Origin of the sequence: Rathayibacter sp. AY1C9 (assembly GCF_002932315.1) — a bacterium.
In the GTDB taxonomy this organism is placed as follows: Bacteria; Actinomycetota; Actinomycetes; order Actinomycetales; family Microbacteriaceae; genus Rathayibacter.
On sequence record NZ_PSVZ01000036.1, the window covers coordinates 1 to 16,096 of the forward strand.

Here is a 16,096-nt window from a genome sequence, read left to right on the forward strand (position 1 = left end):
TGCCGAGCGGGATGCGGACGGGCACGTCGATCCGCGCGTCGCCGTTGACGAGAGCGCCGTCGACGCCGTGCGCGCCGGGTACGCGTTCACCGGCCCGGCCCTCGAGCTCGGCGCCCTCGTCAACGGCGACGCGCGGATCGACGTGCCCGTCCGCATCCCGCTCGGCATGCTCAACCGGCACGGCCTCGTCGTCGGCGCGACCGGCACCGGCAAGACGAAGACGCTGCAGGTCCTCGCCGAGCAGCTCTCGGCCCACGGCGTCCCCGTCTTCGCCGCGGACATCAAGGGCGACCTCTCCGGCCTCGCCACTCCGGGCACCGCGACCGACGCGCTGCTCGCCCGCACCCGCGGCATCGGCCAGGACTGGCGGGCGGAGGCGGCCCCCGCCGAGTACTTCGCGCTCGGCGGCATCGGCACCGGCGTCCCCGTCCGCGCCACCGTGACGGGATTCGGCGCGCTGCTGCTCGCGAAGGTGCTCGGCCTCAACCACACGCAGGAGTCGAGCCTCGGTCTCGTCTTCCACTACGCCGAGAGCGCCGGTCTCCCGCTCGTCGACCTGTCCGACCTCCGCGCCGTGCTCACCTACCTCGTCGGCGACGAGGGCAAGGCGGAGCTCGCCGAGCTCGGCGGGCTGTCCAAGGCGACCGCCGGCGTGATCCTCCGCGAGCTGATCGCGTTCGCCGACCAGGGCGCCGACGTGTTCTTCGGCGAGCCCGAGATCGACACGGCCGAGTTCCTCCGCCTCGCCGCCGACGGTCGCGGCGTCGTCAGCCTCCTCGAGGTCCCCGGAGTCGCCGACCGACCGGCTCTGTTCTCCACCTTCCTGATGTGGCTGCTCGCCGACCTCTTCAACGACCTGCCGGAGGTCGGCGACCTCGACAAGCCGAAGCTGGTGTTCTTCTTCGACGAGGCGCACCTGCTCTTCCACGACGCGTCGAAGGACTTCCTCGCCGCGATCACCCAGACCGTGCGCCTCATCCGCTCCAAGGGCGTCGGCATCGTCTTCGTCACGCAGACCCCGAAGGACGTGCCCGGCGACGTCCTCGCCCAGCTCGGCTCCCGCGTGCAGCACCAGCTCCGCGCGCACACGCCGGACGATGCCAAGGCCCTCCGCGCCACCGTCTCGACCTACCCCGAGAGCGACTACGACCTCGGTGAGGTCCTCCAGGCGCTCCCCATCGGCGAGGCGATCGTGACGGTCATGAACGAGCGCGGCGCCCCGACCCCGGTCGCCTGGACGCGTCTCCGCGCCCCGCTCGGCTCGATGAAGCCCACCCCCGAGGCCGACCGCGAGGCGAGCGTCCAGAGGTCCCCGCTCCTCGCGCGCTACGGCACGCCCCTCGACCGCGACTCCGCCCGCGAGATCCTCACCCGCCGGCTCGACGCCGCCGCCGACGCCGAGGAGGCCCGCGCCGCCGCCGAGCAGCAGGCCGCCGACGACGCCCGCCGCGCCAAGGAGGACGCGCGTCGCGCCAAGGAGGAGACCGCGGACGCCGCCCGCCGCGCGAAGGAGCGGGCCGCCGCCGAGCGCGCCGCCGACCAGGCCGCCGAGCGCTCCCGACGGCGCACGGCACCGAGCTCCCGCGGGACCCGCACCGCCCGCCGCGACAAGACGGTCGTCGAGGAGGTGCTGGGCTCGAGCGCCGGCAGGACGCTGCTGCGCGAGGTGGTCCGCGGGATCTTCGGGACCGCCCGACGGCGGTGACGCGACCCGGGCCGCTCGGGGAGACGAGGCGCTAACGGGAGCGTGTTAGCGTCGGTAGCATGAGTGAGAGCGGGACGACGCGGGAGCGGATCCTCCGAGCGACGGTCGAGCTGCTGGCGGACGGCGGGCGGGACGCGGTGTCGACGCGGGCGATCAGCGCGGCGGCGGGGGTGCAGGCCCCTACGATCTACCGGACGTTCGGCGACCTGCGCGGGCTGCTCGACTCGGCCGCGGCAGCCGGATTCGCCACGGCCCTCGCCGACTTCGAGCGGAGCGAGGCGCCGGCCGACCCGGTCGACGCGCTCCGTGCCGCCTGGGATCACCACGTCGCCTTCGGATTCGCCGAACCGCACCTCTACGCGCTGATGTTCACCGCGCGGCCGGGGGAGGAGTCGGAGGCGGCGCGCCTGTCCCGCGGCGTCCTCCTCGACGCGGTCCGGGCCGTCGCCGAAGCCGGCCGCCTCACCGTCGACGTCGAGCGGGCCTCCCGCCTGCTCCAGTCGGCCGCGCTCGGCTGCACCCTCACGCTGACCGCCCTCGCCGACCCCGACGACGAGCTCTCGTCCCGCTCGCGCGAGTCCGTCCTCGCGGCGATCACCACGGCGGAGGCGGGCCCCACCGATCCCGCCGCCCGTGCGGTCGTCGCGCACGCCGTCGCCCTGCGGACGGCGCTGCCGCAGATCGAGCCCCTCAGCGCGGGGGAGCGGCTCCTGCTCGACGAATGGCTCGAGCGCATCGCCGACTGACGGCCGGCGTCGCCGGAGGGTCCGTATCGCCGCCCTGTCGTCCGCGGTGTCGTATTACGGATGGCGACGGGCACGATCCGGGACCGGCACCTACGGTCGGACCATGTCGCGATCCATAGCCGAACTCTTCTTCCGCCCCGTCTGCGCCGCCTGCTCGGCCCCGCTCGTCGCCCGCCGTGGCGCGTTCTGCTCCGACTCCTGCGCGCGGACGAACCACCTCTACGGCTGATCCCGCGCCCGGCACGCGCCGGACGATCGGCGGCCCCTGCTCGGCGCGACGTCGTCGTGCACCGGCGGCGCGAACCCGGCGATGCTTGAGTGGGCCGCTCCGATCGACGCCTTCACCGGTCGACCGGGCTCCGACGATCGGCCGCACCGGTTAAACAAAACGGTGCCCGTGCTGGCGAGAGCAACGGACACCGTTCGCGGAGGATGGGGGATTCGAACCCCCGAGGGCTTTCACCCAACACGCTTTCCAAGCGTGCGCCATAGGCCACTAGGCGAATCCTCCTGGCACGACCTGAGCCGCGACTCATCGATACTAGCCGGTGTCGGAGGCTCCCGCTGACCACGACCCCGACACGCCCCGCTCTCCTCGGCCGCCGTCGTCGGTTAGACTGTCACCCGGCTCCCCGCGTGGCGCCATCCAGGCCAACTCCCCCAGGGCGGAAACGCAGCAAGGGTAACCGGGCTCTGGCGGGTGCGCGGGGGGTCTTCTTCCGTTAACCGGCAGTTTCTTTCAAGGGCCGCTCGTCCGCAGGGCCGCCGGACTGACGGGGCCGCCTGCTCCGCCGCCCGGCGTCCGCGCCACCGCACTGCCGGCTTGCACCGCTCGAGGAAGCTCCTCCACAGCAGCGCCGCATGCACGCCCTCCCATCCCTGGCCTCTACTCAGCCAGGCGGAGGGACCCCCTCGGTAGGCTGGATCCGATGGTTCAGAGCATCTACATCTCGTCCGCCGAAGGTCATTCGGGCAAGTCCACGGTCGCCCTCGGCGTCCTCGATGCGCTCAGCAGCCAGGTGCAGCGGGTCGGCGTCTTCCGCCCGATCGCCCGCTCCACCTCCGAGCCGGACTACGTGCTCGAGATGCTGCTCGGCCACTCCGACTCGGGCCTCGCCTACGAGGACTGCATCGGCGTCACCTACGAGGACGTCCACGCCGACGGCGAGGCGGCGCTCTCGCGGATCGTCGAGCGGTACAAGGGCGTCGAGGCCCGGTGCGACGCCGTCGTCATCCTCGGCTCCGACTACACGGACGTCGGCAGCCCCACCGAGCTCGGCTACAACGCCCGCATCGCCGCCAACCTCGGTGCCCCGGTCCTGCTCGTCCTCACCGGCCGGGACTCGTCCCGCAGCGAGCAGCTGGGCCAGGCTCCCGCGCGCACGCCGGAGGAGATGCGCCAGATCACGGAGCTCGCCTCGGTCGAGCTGCGCACGGCCCACGCGAGCCTCATCGGAGTGATCGCGAACCGCGCCGATCCCGACACCGCCGCCGACGCCGTCGCCGCGATCCGCGAGAGCATCCCCGCCACCGTCCCGGTCTGGGCGATCCGCGAGGATCCGTTCCTCGTCGCTCCAAGCCTGTCCCGCCTGGTCGAGGCGGTCGACGGCGTCGTCGTCGCGGGCGATCCGGAGCTGCTCGGCCGCGAGGCGCTCGGCGTGGTGATCGCCGGCATGTCGATGGTGAACGTCCTGCCGCGGCTCACCGAGGGCGGCGTCGTGATCGTCCCCGGCGACCGGCCCGAGGTCGTCCTCGCCGTGATCATGGCGTACGCCTCCGGCACGTTCCCCACGGTCACCGGCATCATCCTCAACGGCGGCTTCGAGCTGCCGGAGCCGATCGTCCGGCTGATCGAGGGCGTCGACAGCCGCGTGCCGATCGTGATGACCGAGCTCGGCACCTACGACACCGCCGTCCGCGTCACCGCGGCCCGCGGCCGCCTGGCGGCCGACTCCCCGCGCAAGCGCGACACCTCCCTCGCCCTCTTCCAGGAGGCGGTCGACGCGGTCGAGCTGCTCACCCTCCTCGACGTCGGCCGGTCCGAGGTCGTCACGCCGCTGATGTTCGAGTACGGGCTGATCGAGCGCGCGCGCATCGCCGACCGCCACATCGTCCTGCCCGAGGGCGGCGACGACCGGATCCTCCGTGCCGCCGCGACCGTGCTCAAGCGCGGCATCGCCCGGCTCACGATCCTCGGCGAGGAGGCCGAGGTCCGCGCCCGTGCGGCGGGCCTCGGCCTCGACCTCGACGGCGCGCGCGTGCTGAGCACCCTCGACCCCGAGCACCGCGCGCGCTTCGCCGAGGAGTACGCCCGCATCCGCGCGCACAAGGGCATCACCTACGACCACGCCTACGACACCGTCACGGACGTCTCCTACTTCGGCACGATGATGGTGCAGCTCGGCCTGGCCGACGGGATGGTCTCGGGAGCCGCGCACACGACCGCGCACACCATCCGCCCCGGCTTCGAGATCATCAAGACGAGCCCGGGCGTCTCCGTCGTCTCGAGCGTGTTCCTGATGGCGCTCGCCGACCGCGTGCTGGTCTACGGCGACTGCGCGGTGAACCCCGACCCCACCGAGGCGCAGCTCGCCGACATCGCGATCTCGTCCGCCGAGACCGCCCAGCAGTTCGGGATCGACCCCCGCATCGCGATGCTCTCCTACTCCACCGGCGAGAGCGGAGCCGGCGCCGACGTCGAGAAGGTCCGCGCGGCGACGGCTCTGGTGCGCGAGCGCCGGCCCGACCTGCTCGTCGAGGGCCCGATCCAGTACGACGCGGCGGCCGACGCGGCGGTCGCGGCCTCGAAGATGCCCGGCTCCCAGGTCGCCGGGCGCGCGACGGTGTTCATCTTCCCCGACCTCAACACGGGCAACAACACCTACAAGGCCGTGCAGCGCTCGGCCGGCGCCGTCGCCATCGGACCGGTCCTCCAGGGTCTGCGCAAGCCGGTCAACGACCTCTCGCGCGGCGCGCTCGTGCAGGACATCGTCAACACCGTCGCAATCACGGCCATCCAGGCCGCCACCCAGGCCATCGTCCCGCCCACCGCCGCCATCCCCGTGGTGCGCTAGCGGCGACCCCGCCGCCGCCCCTCCCGACCCCGATCACCCCAGGAGTCCCCTCATGTCCGTCGTCCTCGTCGTCAACAGCGGATCGTCGTCGTTCAAGTACCAGCTCATCGAGATGACCACCGAGGAGACGCTCGCCAGCGGCCTCGTCGAGCGGATCGGCGAGGACACCGGCCGCACGAAGCACACCCGCGACGGGGAGTCGTTCGAGATCGAGGGGCCGATCCCCGACCACACCGCCGGCTTCGACGCGATGATCCGCGCGTTCGGCGAGCACGGCCCGAGCCTCGACGAGTTCCCTCCCGTCGCCGTGGGCCACCGCGTCGTGCACGGCGGCAAGCGCTTCTTCGAGCCCACCGTCGTCACCGACCTGGTCAAGATCAACATCGAGGACCTCGCCGACCTCGCCCCGCTGCACAACCCCGCCAACCTCGAGGGCATCGAGGCGGCGCAGAAGGCCTTCCCGGACGTTCCGCACGTCGCCGTCTTCGACACCGCCTTCCACCACACGATCCCGGCCGAGGCGTCGACCTACGCGCTGCCCGCCGAACTCGCCGAGAAGCACCGCGTCCGCCGCTACGGCTTCCACGGCACCTCGCACAAGTTCGTCTCGGAGGCCGCCGCCGCCTACCTCGGCCGCCGCCGCTCCGACCTGAAGACGATCGTCCTGCACCTGGGCAACGGAGCGTCCGCCTGCGCCGTCGACGGCGGCGTCTCCGTCGAGACCTCGATGGGCATGACCCCGCTCGAGGGCCTGGTGATGGGCACCCGCTCCGGCGACCTCGACCCGGCCGTCGTCTTCCACCTGGCCCGCAAGGCGGGCCTCTCGATCGACGAGCTCGACACCCTCCTCAACCGCCGAAGCGGCCTCCTCGGCCTCACGGGTCGCGGCGACATGCGCGACGTCCAGGAGGCGGCCGAGGCCGGCGACGAGCAGGCCCGCGCCGGACTCGAGGTCTACTACCACCGCCTCCGCCACTACATCGGGGCCTTCTACGCCCAGCTGGGCCGCGTCGACGCCGTGGTGTTCACGGCCGGAGTCGGCGAGAACGTCGCCGCCGTCCGAGCCGGCGCCCTCCGCGGCCTCGAGGGCCTGGGCATCGAGCTCGACCCCGAGCGCAACACGTCCTCCGACCGCGGCGCCCGCCGCATCTCCACCGACGACTCCCGCGTCGCCGTCCTCGTCATCCCCACGAACGAGGAGCTGGAGATCGCCCGGCAGTCCTTGTCGGTCGTGTAGCGGCGGAGCCGCGACACGACTCGCGGCCGGCTTCCAGGGGTGGCGGCTCCCGTGGAGCGGGTCCTGTCGGGCTGTCCTGAATCGCTCGCACGCGGCGGTGCCCGCTCGTCCTGCAGCGGTGGCCCGCTGCACGACCGCGGTCGGCTTCTCGTGGGCCTGCGTTGCGCAGAGCGGGTCTTGTCGGGCTGCCCTGAATCGCTCGCACGCGATTCCGGGTCGCGGCCCTCTGCCGAACACGCGGCGACCCTCGCTGGTCGAGTAGCCGCGGGACGCGGCGTGGCGAGAGCCACCGAGTACGAGGGGGATCTCGATGCGGCCGCTGTGCGGGCTGCTCCATCGGCAGGAGCCGGCTGAGGAGCCCCGGCTCAGGGCAGCAGGCGCGCGTCGCCCGCGTAGAGGTTGAAGCCGGAGCCGCGGCTGAAGCCGATCAGGGTGAGGCCGGAGTCGCGAGCCAGGTCCACCGCCAGCGACGACGGGGCACCGACCGCGGCGAGCAGGGGGATGCCAGCCATCACGGCCTTCTGCACCAGCTCGAACGAGGCGCGCCCCGACACCTGCAGCAGCGTCCCCCGCAACGGCAGCCGCCCCTCCCGGAGCCCCCAGCCGACCACCTTGTCCACGGCGTTGTGCCGCCCGACGTCCTCCCGGAGCACCAGCAGCGAGCCGTCCGCGTCGAACAGCCCGGCCGCGTGGACGCCGCCCGTCCGCTCGAACACCGCCTGCGCCTCGCGGAGCCGATCGGGGAGCGAGACCAGCAGCTCCCGCTCGACCCGCAGGTCGTCCTCCGCGACGCTCCACGCCGAGTCGGTGGCGACCGCCTCGAGCGACGCGAGCCCGCACACTCCGCACGAGCTCGTCGTGTACACCGACCGCTCGCGCTCGAGCAGCACGGCCTCCCGCCCGCCGCGGACGCTCGCGTCGACCACGTTGTACGTGTTCTCGCCCGGCTCGGAGCCGCTCGCGCAGTAGCGCATCGCCGCGAGCTGCTCCGACTCGGTGAGCACCCCCTCGGACACCAGGAATCCCGCGACAAGGTCGAAGTCGTCGCCGGGCGTGCGCATGGTCACGCTGAAGCGTCGTCCGCCGACGCGGATCTCGAGCGGCTCCTCGACGGCCAGGACGTCCTCGCGGCGTCGGGGCGGATCGTCGGCGCGGACGGCGGTCAGGCGGGTGCGGGCGACACTGCGGCTCATGGGTCTCCTCAGGCGGTGGAGGTCATCCTCCCACCGGGAACCGGGAGCGATGCCGGGGTGCGGACGTACGATGCAGGAATGGTCGATGACGCCGAGCCCCGCGAGAGTCCGATCGACGAGAGCCGCCTCTCCGTCCGATCGCCGAAGAGACGCGCCGTCGGGATCCCCGGCGTCGCCCACGCCCTCGAGATCTCGCTCAAGCAGATGGGCCCGGTGCGCAGCGCCGAGACGCTCCTGCGGGTGAACCAGAAGACCGGATTCGACTGCCCGGGCTGCGCCTGGCCGGAGGGCGACAAGCGCCACGTCGCCGAGTTCTGCGAGAACGGAGCGAAGGCGGTCGCCGAGGAGGCCACGCTCCGCACCGTCACATCGGCCTTCTTCGCCGCGCACCCCGTCGCGGAGCTGGAGGAGTGGGACGACTTCGCGCTCGGCCAGCAGGGCCGGCTCACGGAGCCGATGCTGCTCGAGGAGGGCGCCACGCACTACCGGCCGGTGGGCTGGGACGAGGCGCTCGACCTCGTGGCGGAGGAGCTGCGAGCCTGCGCGAGCCCCGACGAGGCGATCTTCTACACGTCCGGCCGGACCTCGAACGAGTCGGCCTTCGTCTACCAGCTGATGGTCCGCGGCTTCGGTACGAACAACCTGCCCGACTGCTCGAACATGTGCCACGAGTCCAGCGGATCCGCCCTCACCGAGACGATCGGGATCGGCAAGGGCTCGGTGAGCCTGCGCGACGTGGAGCGGGCTCCGCTGATCATCGTCGCCGGCCAGAACCCCGGAACGAACCACCCGCGGATGCTGACCGCGCTGGAGCGCGCCAAGCGCGCCGGCGGCACCATCGTGGCCGTGAATCCGCTGCCGGAGGCGGGGCTGCTCCGCTTCCAGAACCCGCAGACCGTCCGCGGCACCCTGGGCGACGGCACGGCCCTCGCCGACCACTTCCTCCAGGTCCGGCTGGGCGGCGACCAGGCCCTGTTCCAGGGTCTGGGCAAGGCGCTGCTCGAGGCGGAGGAGGCGCGCGGCGACGTCTTCGACCACGCCTTCATCCGCGAGAGCACCGGCGGCCTCGCCGAGTACCTCCACGGGCTGCGGGAGGTCCAGTGGGACGAGATCGAGCGGGCGAGCGGGATCGACGAGACGCGCATCCGCACCGTCGCCGAGCTGATCGCGGCGTCCGAGGGCACCGTCGTCTGCTGGGCGATGGGCCTCACGCAGCACGCGCACTCGGTCGCGACGCTCAAGGACGTCGTCAACGTGCTCCTGCTCACCGGCAACATCGGCAAGCCCGGCGCGGGCGTCTGCCCGGTGCGCGGCCACTCGAACGTGCAGGGCGACCGCACGATGGGCATCTTCGAGCGGATGCCGGACTCCTTCCACGACGCGCTCGACCGCGAGTTCTCCTTCTCCTCCCCGCGCGTGCACGGGACGGACACGGTCGCCGCGATCCGGGCGATGCGCGACGGGAAGGCCCGCGTGTTCATGGGGCTCGGCGGCAACTTCGCCCGCGCGACGCCCGACAGCGGAGTGACGGAGGCGGCGATGCGCTCGCTCGCCCTCACCGTGCACGTCTCGACCAAGCTCAACCGCTCGCACGTGGTCACCGGCCGGCGCGCGCTGATCCTGCCCACCCTCGGCCGCACCGACTCCGACGTGCAGCGCTCGGGCGAGCAGCGGGTCACGGTCGAGGACTCGATGAGCGCCGTGCACGCCTCCCGGGGCCGCCTGCGCCCGCCGAGCCCGGGCCTGCGCTCGGAGGTGGCGATCCTCACGGGGATCGCGGAGCGGCTGCTCGAGGGCCGCGAGAACGTCCCGCGGGTCGACTGGGCGGGACTGCGCGACGACTACCGCCGCATCCGCTCGCACATCGCCAACGTCGTCCCCGGCTTCGACGGCTTCGAGGCCCGGATCGACGTGCCCGGCGGCTTCGTCCTCCCGCACCCGCCGCGCGACTCGCGCCGCTTCGACACCCCCTCCGGTCTGGCCCGCTTCACCGCGAATCCGCTCGAGTACCCGCGGGTTCCGGAGGGCAGGCTGCTGCTGCAGACGCTGCGCTCGCACGACCAGTTCAACACCACGATCTACGGCAAGGACGACCGCTACCGCGGGATCCACGACGGCCGCCGGGTGGTGTTCGTCCACGCCGACGACGTCGCCGAGCTGGGCTTCGCGGACGGCGCGATGGTCGACCTGGTCTCGGAGTGGCCCGACGGCGTCGAGCGGCGGGCGGAGGCGTTCCGCGTCGTGGCGTACGACACGCCCCGCGGCTGCGCGGCCGCCTACTACCCCGAGACGAACGTCCTCGTACCGCTGGACTCGACCGCGAAGATCAGCAACACGCCGACCTCGAAGTCGGTCGTGATCCGCCTCGAACCGTCCGCGTAGGCCTCACCAGGGCAGCGGCAGCAGGCGCACCGAGTCGCCCGCTGCCGCTCCCGGTGCGGGCACGACGGCCACGGCCTCCGAGGCGGCGAGACCGGTGAGCATGTGCGAGCGGATGCCGGCGGATGCCCGCCAGCCGTCCTCGCCGGAGGAGACGGGCACGAGCACCGTGGTCCCCGCGCGCCCGAGCGGCTCGGCGAGGACGCCCCGGCCGAGGGGCCGGGCAGCGGCGCCGGACGCCGCGTCGAGGGCCGGCGGCAGGAAGGATACCGCCGCGAGCAGGGCGGCGAGCGGGTTGCCCGGCAGCGCGATCACCAGCGTCCCTCCCGGCAGCAGCGCAGCCATGGTCGGGTGGCCGGGGCGCATTCCGACGCCGTCGACGAGGACGCGCGCGCCCACCGCATCGAGGGCGCGACGGACCGCGTCCACCCGGGAGCGCCCGGTCCCGCCCGTCGTGAGGAGGATCGGCGCCGTGCCCGCCAGCAGCGTCCGTGCGATCGCCTCCTCGTCGTCGCCGCGGCGCACGACCTCTCCCACGGCTCCGCCCGAGAGCTCGACCAGCGCGGGCAGCAGCGGCGTGAACGCGTCGCGCACCCGTCCGGCGGGCGGCATCCCCTCGGTGTCGACCTCGTCCCCCGTGAGGAGCAGGTCGACCGCGGCGGTCGGGCGGACGTCGAGCGCGTCGATCCCGGCGACCGCGAGCAGGGCGAGGTGCGCGGGAGTGAGGCGGGTCCGGGCATCGACCAGCACGGCTCCGCGGGCGGCCTCGTCGCCCGCGCGCCGGACGTGGCGGCCGGGCGGGAGGGGCGCCCGCGCCGTGAGCAGGTCGTCGCGGACCGCGCCCTGCTCGGACGGCAGCACGGCGTCGCTCCAGTCGGGCACGGCGGCTCCGGTGACGATCGGCGCGGCGGTGCCGTCCTCGAGCGGCCAGGGCCCGGGTCCGCGCACGGCCCAGCCGTCCATGGCCGAGGAGTCGTAGTGGGGGAGCGGCCGGGCGGCGGTGACGGCGCGGTCGAGGACGGCTCCGCGGGCGTCGAGGAGGGGGACTGTCGAGACGCCGGAGCGCGCCACCGCTTCGCCGACGATCCGCCTGGCCTCGTCCCAGTCGGTCGCCTCGTGCCCGTGCGCGCTCATCCCGTCCATTCTCCCGGGGCTCGGGGCGGGCCCTGGGCAGGACCCGCCCCGTCGGTCATCCCAGGTAGCCGTTCGGGTTCAGCACGAACTTCTTCGCGGCGCCCTTGTCGAAGTCGGCGTAGCCGCGGGGAGCGTCGTCCAGGCTGATCGCGGTGGCCTGGACCGCGTCGGCGATGTGGACCCGGTCGTGCAGGATCGCCATCATCAGCTGCCGGTTGTACTTCATGACAGGGCACTGGCCCGTGGTGAAGGACAGCGACTTCGCCCAGCCGAGCCCGAGGCGGATCGACAGCGAGCCCTCCTGGGCCGCCTCGTCGACTCCGCCCGGGTCGCCCGTGACGTAGAGGCCCGGGATGCCGAGGGCGCCGCCCGCCGCGGTGATCGACATCAGCGAGTTCAGCACCGTCGCCGGCGCCTCCTTCCCCGAGTCGGCGCCGTTGCCGTGCGCCTCGAAGCCGACGGCGTCCACTCCGCAGTCGACCTCGGGCACGCCGAGGATCTGCTCGATCTGGCCGGCCGGATCGCCCTTCGAGACGTCGACCGTCTCGCAGCCGAAGGAGCGCGCCTGCGCCAGACGCTCCTCGTTGAGGTCCGCGACGATCACGACGGCCGCTCCGAGCAGCTGCGCTCCGACCGCCGCGGCGAGTCCGACCGGTCCCGCTCCTGCGACGTAGACCGTGGACCCGACGCCGACCCCGGCGGTCACCGCGCCGTGGAAGCCCGTCGGGAAGATGTCCGAGAGCATCGTCAGATCGAGGATCTTCTCGAGCGCCTGATCGCGGTCCGGGAACACCAGGAGGTTCCAGTCGGCGTAGGGGACCATCACGTACTCGGCCTGCCCGCCGACCCAGCCGCCCATGTCGACGTAGCCGTACGCGCTGCCCGGGCGGTCCGGATTCACGTTGAGGCAGATGCCGGTCTTGCGCTCCTTGCAGTTGCGGCAGCGGCCGCAGGCGATGTTGAACGGCACGGACACGATGTCGCCGACCTTGACGAACTCGACGTCGGGGCCGACCTCCACGACCTCGCCGGTGATCTCGTGGCCGAGCACGAGGTCCGACGGAGCGGTGGTGCGGCCGCGGACCATGTGCTGGTCCGAGCCGCAGATGTTGGTGGAGACGGTGCGGAGGATGGCGCCGTGCGGCAGCTTCCGCCCGATGTTCGCCGGATTGACGCCGGGTCCGTCCTTCAGCTCGAAGGTGGGGTAGTCGATGTCGATGACCTCGACGACTCCGGGGGACTTGTAGGCGACGGCTCTGTTGCCTGACATGCGGGGCTCCTTCAGATGGACGACCGCGGCGCAGTCGGCCGCGGGAGTCCTGCGCCGCTCTCGGTCCGAGCCGCGGCACCGGGACTCGGGGGAACCGTACGGCGTCGGCCTGGTGCCGGATCGAGGCCGGTGGAGTAGCGTCTCAGGAGGCGTGCGTACGCTCGTCCACCGCCCGGTGCGAGGCCGTGAGCGCCGCGTCGAGCGCGTCCCGGCCGCCCCCGGCCAGGCCCGCCGCGTAGCCCGCGAGGAACGTGGTCAGCGGAGCCGCCGGCCGGACCACTCCGTGCGCCGCGCGACCGGCGAGGGCGAGCAGGGCGTCCGGGTCCACCGGGACCTCGCTGAGGCCGAGCGCGGAGCACAGCTCGGCCCACCAGCCGGCGAGCACCTCCTCCGTGGGGCGGGCGCCGTCGGAGGCGGAGGGGCGGGGGCCGGTCGTGTCGTCCATCCGCTCAGTCTGCGCCGCGCGGGCCCGGCAGGTCGATCCCGTGCCGGTGCGCGTCGGCGGGCGCGTCGACGTCGTCGGTCGTCCCTCCGGGCACCGTCACGAGCCGCGGGGGAAGGTCCCGGAGGAGGGCGCGCACCGAGGAGCCGTCGGGATCGCCGAGCGCGGTGAGCGCTTCGACGAGGGCCGCTCGCCGGTGCACGCCGAGGAGCTGCTGGGCTCGGCCGCTCGCGTCGACGGCCAGGAGGGAGGCCTCGACGGCGTTCGACGCGACCTCGAGCAGGGTGTGCACGGCGGGAGCGGGGGCGACGAGATCGGCGGCGAGCACGACGACCCAGTCCGGAGCGCCCGGGCGGTCGAGCAGGGGCAGCGCGGCGGCCAGGCCCGCGACCGGGCCGCCGAACGGCGGATCCTCCTGGACGAGCTCGGCGCCGTCGACGGCCGGTGCGAGCGACGACGGTCCGGCCACGACCCTCCGCTCGGCTCCGCGCACGGCTGCTAGGGCGGTGCCGAGGAGCGTCGACTCGCGGTGCCGGAGGAGCGGCTTGACCGCGCCGCCGAGGCGGGAGGCGCGTCCGCCGGCGAGCACGACCGCGTCGAAGCGGGGGAGCGGAGGCAGCGGGAGCACGGGACCGAGGCTACGCGCGCTCCGGTCTCCGCCGTCCCGGCTCCGGTGTCGGAGGTCGCGGCTACTGTTGACGGGTGGTAGCAGCCCTGTATCGCCGGTACCGGCCCGAGACGTTCGCCGAGATGATCGGCCAGTCCCAGGTGACGGATCCGCTCATGACGGCGCTCCGCACCAACCGCGTCAACCACGCCTACCTCTTCAGCGGCCCCCGCGGCTGCGGCAAGACCACCTCGGCGCGCATCCTCGCCCGCTGCCTCAACTGCGCGACGGGCCCGACCGACACCCCCTGCGGCGTCTGCGACAGCTGCGTCGAGCTCAGCCGCGAGGGCCAGGGCTCGCTCGACGTGGTCGAGATCGACGCGGCGAGCCACAACGGAGTCGACGACGCGCGCGATCTGCGCGAGCGCGCCATCTTCGCCCCGGCGCGCGACCGCTTCAAGATCTTCATCCTCGACGAGGCGCACATGGTCACGCCGCAGGGCTTCAACGCGCTGCTCAAGATCGTGGAGGAGCCGCCGGAGCACGTGAAGTTCATCTTCGCGACCACGGAGCCGGACAAGGTCATCGGCACGATCCGCTCGCGCACGCACCACTACCCGTTCCGGCTCGTCCCGCCGGCGCAGATGCTCGACTACACGCAGGAGCTCTGCGAGCGCGAGGGCGTGCACGTGGCGGCCGGCGTGCTGCCGCTCGTGGTCCGCGCGGGCGGCGGGTCCGTCCGCGACACGCTCTCCCTGCTCGACCAGCTGATGGCCGGCTCCGAGGCCGAGACCGTCGAGTACGAGCGGGCCGTCGCCCTCCTCGGCTACACCCACGGCGCCCTGCTCGACGAGGTGGTCGACGCGCTCGCCGAGCACGACTCCGCCGAGGCGTTCGGAGCGGTCGACCGCGTCATCCAGACGGGGCAGGACCCGCGCCGCTTCGTCGAGGACCTGCTCGAGAAGCTCCGCGACCTGATCGTCGTCGCGGCGACCGGGGGAGCGGCCTCGGCCGTGCTCCGCGGCGTCTCGCAGGACGAGCTCGACCGCATGGCCGGCCAGTCGCGCGCGCTCGGCCTGGCCGAGCTCTCGCGCATCGCCGACGTGGTCAACGAGGCCCTCACCGAGATGACCGGTGCGACCTCGCAGCGCCTGCACCTCGAGCTGATGATCGCCCGCACCCTGGTGCACGGCACCGGCGCCGGCATCGCGCCCGCTGCGGCCCAGGAGGAGCGCCCGCGGCACGTGGCCGCGCCGCGCGAGTCCGCGGCGCCCGCCCCGCGGTCGTCCGAGGCGTCGCGCGCGTCCGAGCCGTCCCGTGCGCCCGAGCCCCACCACGCCTCGCACGCCGCCGCTCCCGGCTCGGTGCCCGAGTCCATCGCGGCCGCTCCGCGCACCGAGGCGCCGGTGACGGCGTCCGCACCGGTCGCTGCGCCGCCGGTGACGGCGCCCGACGAGACGGCGGCCGCCCCGGAGGCGGACGAGTCCGCGCCGGCCGAGTCAGGACGCCCCCGCGCGACGACCGCCGCGGCGGCTCGTCCGGAGCCGGTCGAGCAGGAGCCGTCGGATCAGGCCGCTGCGTCCACTGAGGCGGCCGCCGCCTCCGCGGCCGCCGCCTCCGCACCCGCTGCGGCCGCGGGCGACGCACCCGCCGACGGCGCGGTCACCCTCCAGCGGATGAAGGACACCTGGCCCGAGATCCTCGAGGTCGTGCAGAAGGCGAAGATGACCGCCTGGCTGGTGGCCTACACCGCCCAGGTGCGCGCCCTCAAGGACGACGTGCTGACCCTCTCGTTCCCGAGCCAGAACGACGTCGAGTCGTTCAAGATGCCGGGAACCGCGGGGCAGCCCGGAGTCAGCGAGTACCTGCGTCAGGCGATCCAGCAGGTCCTCGGCCTGCGGGTGAAGTACATCGCCCGCGTCGAGCCTCGCGCAGCCGCCCCGGAGGCCGAACGCGCCGCCGTCGAGGCGACCGCCGCGCCCGCTCCGGCTGCGCCGATCCCGGCCGCGACCGGCTCCGACGGCTGGGCCACGGTGGCGATCCCCGCCGATCCGACCCCTGCGGCCGAGGCGGCTGCTCCCTCCGCTCCGGTGGAGGCCCCCGCCGCGGCCGCCGAGCCGGTGCGCGCCGCCCCCCTCGCCGCCGCTGAAGCCGCTCCCGCCGGCGACGAGCCCCCGTTCGACGAGGAGCCGCCGGAGGAGGACATGCCGCCGGTCGAGCCGCCGATGCCCGATTCCTGGGCGACCGTCGCACCTCCCGGCGAGCCCGCCGCCGCGCCCGACCCCGCCGCCCCGTCGCGGCCCGCCCCC

General features: G+C 73.7%; 12 protein-coding genes, 1 tRNA gene and 1 other RNA gene. 8 read left to right on the top strand and 6 right to left on the bottom strand.

Going from position 1 to position 16,096, the window contains the following annotated elements; all coding sequences use genetic code 11:
• Positions 1 to 67 precede the first annotated feature (67 nt).
• The 3 genes from C5D09_RS16030 (at position 68) to C5D09_RS17915 (ending at position 2,680) form a co-directional block, all read left to right on the top strand.
• A complete protein-coding gene (locus C5D09_RS16030) occupies positions 68 to 1,705 on the top strand; it encodes a helicase HerA-like domain-containing protein (RefSeq protein ID WP_104269751.1) in 1,638 nt (545 codons plus the stop codon).
• 59 nt (positions 1,706 to 1,764) lie between these two features.
• The gene (locus C5D09_RS16035; protein WP_104269748.1) at positions 1,765 to 2,451 is read left to right on the top strand and encodes a TetR/AcrR family transcriptional regulator; all 687 of its coding nucleotides are present in this window, start codon (positions 1,765 to 1,767) and stop codon (positions 2,449 to 2,451) included.
• A 103-nt stretch (positions 2,452 to 2,554) separates the two neighbouring features.
• Positions 2,555 to 2,680 carry a hypothetical protein gene (locus C5D09_RS17915; protein ID WP_258060618.1) on the top strand — a complete coding sequence of 42 codons (126 nt, stop codon included), beginning with the start codon at positions 2,555 to 2,557 and terminating at the stop codon, positions 2,678 to 2,680.
• A 197-nt stretch (positions 2,681 to 2,877) separates the two neighbouring features.
• On the opposite strand, the gene C5D09_RS16040 is transcribed toward C5D09_RS17915, so the two are convergent.
• A tRNA-Ser gene (locus C5D09_RS16040) sits at positions 2,878 to 2,962 on the bottom strand.
• Between the two features lie 112 nt (positions 2,963 to 3,074).
• Here C5D09_RS16040 and ffs point away from each other — a divergent pair.
• From ffs to C5D09_RS16055, 3 genes are all read left to right on the top strand, one after another.
• Positions 3,075 to 3,171, top strand: an RNA gene (gene ffs / locus C5D09_RS16045) — signal recognition particle sRNA small type.
• Positions 3,172 to 3,380: 209 nt separating this feature from the next.
• A complete protein-coding gene (gene pta / locus C5D09_RS16050; RefSeq protein WP_104269749.1) occupies positions 3,381 to 5,525 on the top strand; it encodes a phosphate acetyltransferase in 2,145 nt (714 codons plus the stop codon).
• Positions 5,526 to 5,577: 52 nt separating this feature from the next.
• Positions 5,578 to 6,762: an acetate/propionate family kinase gene (locus tag C5D09_RS16055; RefSeq protein WP_104227458.1), complete on the top strand. Its 1,185-nt coding sequence runs from the start codon at positions 5,578 to 5,580 to the stop codon at positions 6,760 to 6,762.
• A gap of 365 nt (positions 6,763 to 7,127) precedes the next feature.
• On the opposite strand, the gene fdhD is transcribed toward C5D09_RS16055, so the two are convergent.
• Complete coding sequence (fdhD, locus tag C5D09_RS16060) at positions 7,128 to 7,955, bottom strand: formate dehydrogenase accessory sulfurtransferase FdhD (RefSeq protein ID WP_104248307.1); 828 nt, start codon at positions 7,953 to 7,955, stop codon at positions 7,128 to 7,130.
• 78 nt (positions 7,956 to 8,033) lie between these two features.
• Between fdhD and C5D09_RS16065 the strand changes: the two genes are divergently transcribed.
• Complete coding sequence (locus C5D09_RS16065) at positions 8,034 to 10,337, top strand: FdhF/YdeP family oxidoreductase (RefSeq protein ID WP_104269750.1); 2,304 nt, start codon at positions 8,034 to 8,036, stop codon at positions 10,335 to 10,337.
• Positions 10,338 to 10,340: 3 nt separating this feature from the next.
• Here C5D09_RS16065 and C5D09_RS16070 read toward each other — a convergent pair whose 3' ends face one another.
• From C5D09_RS16070 to C5D09_RS16085, 4 genes are all read right to left on the bottom strand, one after another.
• On the bottom strand, positions 10,341 to 11,468 hold the full coding sequence (locus C5D09_RS16070; protein ID WP_181069251.1) for a molybdopterin molybdotransferase MoeA: 1,128 nt from the start codon (positions 11,466 to 11,468) through the stop codon (positions 10,341 to 10,343).
• A 55-nt stretch (positions 11,469 to 11,523) separates the two neighbouring features.
• Positions 11,524 to 12,738, bottom strand: a complete 1,215-nt coding sequence (gene fdhA, locus C5D09_RS16075) for a formaldehyde dehydrogenase, glutathione-independent (RefSeq protein ID WP_104225123.1) — start codon at positions 12,736 to 12,738, stop codon at positions 11,524 to 11,526.
• A gap of 142 nt (positions 12,739 to 12,880) precedes the next feature.
• Positions 12,881 to 13,183, bottom strand: a complete 303-nt coding sequence (locus C5D09_RS16080) for a DUF6457 domain-containing protein (RefSeq protein ID WP_219813084.1) — start codon at positions 13,181 to 13,183, stop codon at positions 12,881 to 12,883.
• A 4-nt stretch (positions 13,184 to 13,187) separates the two neighbouring features.
• Positions 13,188 to 13,808 (bottom strand): molybdenum cofactor guanylyltransferase, encoded by a 621-nt coding sequence (locus C5D09_RS16085; protein ID WP_258067033.1) that lies wholly within the window; start codon positions 13,806 to 13,808, stop codon positions 13,188 to 13,190.
• 74 nt (positions 13,809 to 13,882) lie between these two features.
• Between C5D09_RS16085 and C5D09_RS16090 the strand changes: the two genes are divergently transcribed.
• Positions 13,883 to 16,096 (top strand): DNA polymerase III subunit gamma and tau (locus tag C5D09_RS16090; RefSeq protein WP_104269752.1); only part of this gene is annotated, 2,214 nt, incomplete at its 3' end.